Annotated in this window: 4 protein-coding genes; 2 read left to right on the top strand and 2 right to left on the bottom strand. The window is 37.9% G+C overall.

Annotation, left to right across the window (positions count from 1 at the left end):
• Nucleotides 1-255, top strand: a 255-nt coding sequence (locus AACR11_RS14170; RefSeq protein WP_079324817.1) for a hypothetical protein, incomplete at its 5' end; no start/stop codon positions are given.
• A gap of 11 nt (nucleotides 256-266) precedes the next feature.
• Here the strand turns inward: AACR11_RS14170 and AACR11_RS14165 are convergent.
• The gene (locus tag AACR11_RS14165) at nucleotides 267-686 is read right to left on the bottom strand and encodes a DUF6088 family protein (protein ID WP_079324815.1); all 420 of its coding nucleotides are present in this window, start codon (nucleotides 684-686) and stop codon (nucleotides 267-269) included.
• Nucleotides 687-1,314: 628 nt separating this feature from the next.
• On the opposite strand from AACR11_RS14165, the gene AACR11_RS14160 reads away from it, so the two are divergent.
• Nucleotides 1,315-2,478, top strand: coding sequence for a hypothetical protein (locus tag AACR11_RS14160; protein ID WP_079324813.1), 1,164 nt, complete (start codon nucleotides 1,315-1,317; stop codon nucleotides 2,476-2,478).
• Between the two features lie 735 nt (nucleotides 2,479-3,213).
• Here AACR11_RS14160 and AACR11_RS14155 read toward each other — a convergent pair.
• Nucleotides 3,214-3,450: a hypothetical protein gene (locus tag AACR11_RS14155; RefSeq protein ID WP_079324811.1), complete on the bottom strand. Its 237-nt coding sequence runs from the start codon at nucleotides 3,448-3,450 to the stop codon at nucleotides 3,214-3,216.
• Nucleotides 3,451-3,982: the final 532 nt, after the last annotated feature.

The raw sequence follows: 3,982 nt of genomic DNA, 5'->3' as shown, positions 1-3,982 counted from the left end.
TTAAAAAGAAAAGGAGGAAAGAAATCAAGAAAGCAGCAAGCGAAAAGGGTTGAGTTGTTAGTCTTAAACATTGTCGAGCACGAGCATGCAGTGAAAAGAATCAATCAAATTGGTCGTAACCACGTTACTGGTTTTCTGAAACGGAACAGTGACTATGCTCTCAGCACCAAGCGAGATTATAACTACGCGATAAAGTACTTCTGGAATAACGTCTTAAACCGGAACAGTGCTCCTCCGGTGTTTGAGTTACATTAATTATCTTTGGATCAACCATCGGAGCGCTTTCGAGTACTACATAGAACTCGGTTACCTACCTTGATCTCACGATTAAATGCTTTGTGATCCCAAGAATACTGAACCGAAGCGGGGATCTGATTGGAGTGACCATTGATACTTTTCAATGACATTTGGTCTATTTCAAAAGGTACGCCAAGTTTCTTCAAGATTTCTAGCATCACCCCGTCCGTCCCACCAGGGTGAGTCGGCATTGGCTTGTTCGTTAGGCTGTTTATTGTGGCTTTGGTGTATAAGCCATACCCTACTCTCATCAATATGCCTTTTTTAATCAGCTGTTTAAGGCTACGACTAATTTGAGAATGGCTGGCAAAGTGAGCAAAGTCTTTCCGCTCGAAGACATAGCGACGAGAGGCTTTAATGTGCATCTCAATACGATTAAGCGTTGTCACAATGATCTCCTTAAAACTCTGATTTAACACTTTAATCTGTATTTCACTTCGACTCTAGTTTTCTTTTAAAGAGAGAATGTACTTCACAGACCGCTAGTTTGTATGTTGCATACATAAGTACTAAATAACTCTTATATCTGCAAGAGCATCATTCTTCTCAAACACAGTTATGCCCCATTTCTTGCTAGTATCTCTATTCGTTCATATCTCGTTAATCAGTTTTTGCCTTACGATAAGTTATCCGAACGCAATTCCCCTAGAGGCTTTGCATCTCTTTGGATTTTTAATTTTAGGTGCTATTCATAAATTTCTGATTTTAGTTTTAAGTACTAAGTGAATAGGCTATAGAAAACACATCTTTGCCTCAAAATCTGTTTCGTCAAATAGAACACGTTCGTGACTGGTTGAATTTCGGCCAAATATAAATAATTTGACACTCATTTTTCACAAAGCACGTTAAATCACTGCTCAACTCGACTGGCAGTAGTGATATTTACTTTTTATTGTAAGCTTGACCGTTTAACGTCATAGGAATAGTGGTGATAAAAATAATCCATCAATATGAAACAAAAATTAATGTGCTTTGCTGATTATAATTTACCTTTTCTTATTCTATGGAAGAACTTAAATGCATCTATCTAAAGCCAGATTACTCTCTGCACTTTTAATTACACCTTTAGCCTTAATTGGGTGTGGTGGGTCATCGGATGGACAAAACAATGGTTTGGGGCAGGTATATCAATTTAGTGGTACTGTGCAAAAAGGTCCGTTACAACCGGGCTCCGTTGTTACTATCCATGAGCTTGATCAAAACCTCCAGCCAACAGGTACCTTCTACACAACTGAAATCGAGGACTATGAAGGCAACTATAGTATAAAAGAGCGATTCAGCTCTCCATTTGCTGAAATAATTGCCCAGGGTCATTACTTTAATGAGCTAACAAATAGCACTGTTGAACAGATGAGTATGAGTGCTATCGTCAATATGAATGTCAATACACCAATTAGCTTCAACGTTGCTACAGCAGCAGTTAAGCAATCTATTATGGTACAACTGCAAGGTGGTTCTGAGTTCGATGAAGCTGTGAACAAAGCAACTTCTGATTTGTTGAGGCTTTACAGCTATGACCCTGCGCAATGGGGAGCCGACATTAACTTCTACAATGTTAACCTTTCTAACTCCCAAGATATCAGTACTTTACTACTTGTTATTTCTGCAAGTACTTTAAAGATGGCAACCGAGAATTCACTGACTCTAGAACAACAGATCGAAAAAATAAGTGAGATATTATTAGACCCCAAGTCAGAACAGTTTGAAGAAATGAAACTCTCGTTAAGTAGTTACAACCTTTCTCTCTACAAAACAGAGGCTTATTTAAATACCGAGCAGTATTTTTCTAAGCATGGTTTGAACTTTGACATTCCTCACATTGATTACTTCATTGATATTGATGGTGACGGGGTATTACCTAGCAAAAAACTACCCGTTTTTCGTTATACAGCAGGTATCACTGCAAATGTTTCTGAAGCCTCTATCAAGAGTCTATACCCTGCTGGTGCATTCGCTATAGACTATCAGGGTCGCCCGATGACGTTTGAGGTGACTGGGGAATTCAAACACGGTGACATCGAATCTATCGAATACGGTGATGACGGCGTTAGCATCATGTATCGCTTAAAGGATGTGAATTTTGAGGGGGAGATAAATGATTGCGTTACAGTAAACACAGTCACTCCATCAAAAGCTAATTTTTCATATGATGCGTGTGTTAATCTAATCAAAGAGAAATGACGTAACGCTCGCAGTGCAAACCTAAGCGAACCTTTTTAGCTAGTGCCATATTAACCAAAGCGCTAGCTCTTCCTAACCCACATTGCCATACAAAAAGCAATTTATGAAGTGCTAATTTAAGTTGAAACTCTAACGCGTTCTTGTCCAGCTTCGAGCTAGCGATCCCTAGCTAGCTCAGATCTGCCCCAAAGTTTGTTTCGTCAAAAAGAACAGGAGCGTTACTGGTTAAATTCTGACCAAGTATAACTAATCTTACATCCACGATTCACAAAGTACGAAAAATGGGCATCATTGTGCTGTTCTTGTTTCAAACGCACTCGCTGACTTTTGCCCTGTAAATCAAGTTCAAAGTGTCACAAACTTTCAAAACGGCTTTTGGCCATTTAGGTATAGATTTCTTATTAAAATAGTTGCTAACGCTTTCTAGGTAACAGGAAGTCTGATTTTTGATAGCTAACTTGGATATTTAACGTAATAGGAATAATAAACACCCAGAGCATTCGTATTCATTTCTCCGCAAAATCAATATGGTGAGCTAAACTGCCTGTTTTGATTGAATGACCATCACTTTCCTGTTTGCAAGATGTACTTATCCCTAAATGCCGGATACAGAGGTAGTTGATCGGTTCATAATCCTATTATGAGTTGAACTAATTTATTTCTTTGTTTACTTCGAAATGGCGGAGAGTTCTACTTTTTGCCATAAGAAAAGTCAGGGAATACTAAAAATTATGCTTAGAATTCTGACATTGTGATTAATTTACATTTACCATTACTAGTGCTTTTTTGCTCAATGAATGTTAGGGAGTTGTAGTCGTTTATGTCAAATTTTGAGTCAAATGAAATAGTCTTGCTAACGTACGTGGTCACTGCTGGTACAGTTCCTTTCCATTCAAACTTGGACTCAGCAGCTTCTGTTGCAAATGATAACGCGCTCATTGCCACCAACACTGTAAGTGCAACATTTTTCATATAAAATCCCTTTCTATATACTGAAACTATCAAAATAATTTAGAGTAAAAACTCTACCTGATGCAATTCATTTTAGACTCATTTGCAGTGATATTTGTGATCTAGATCAAGAAAAAATCCGCATATTAACTTCATGGTTGATTTTACCGTTTTCGGTCACACTTTTAACAAAAAAGCAAACGGTTGCGCGTTGAATGAACATGTTTAGCTTAAATAATGAACAAAAAAGAAAAACGATTGCATTCTAAGTGTTTATTATATGTTAAATAATGAACAGGCAAGGCAAGCGATTGCTTATTGTGGCACTGTAATATGATGACGTTGTAGAGCAACTCAAGCGTGCTAGTCGTTAGGTGTGAAATAGATGAAGTAGGCAGTTAAAACTTATGCATCTCAAATGCAAAATCACTTAGATATCTAAAATGTGGGTTACCAAGGTTAGTTGAGCTGTCTATTTAACGTAATCGGAATAATGAACACAACCACTGTACGCCCCCGATAGTAATGTCCGGTTTGACCCATTTAGAAATGT

This window comes from Vibrio sp. L85, assembly GCF_963871815.1.
Lineage (GTDB): Bacteria > Pseudomonadota > Gammaproteobacteria > Enterobacterales > Vibrionaceae > Vibrio > Vibrio harveyi.
The sequence above is the reverse complement of the archived record's forward strand: the minus strand, read 5'-3'. Positions and strand labels throughout refer to the sequence as shown.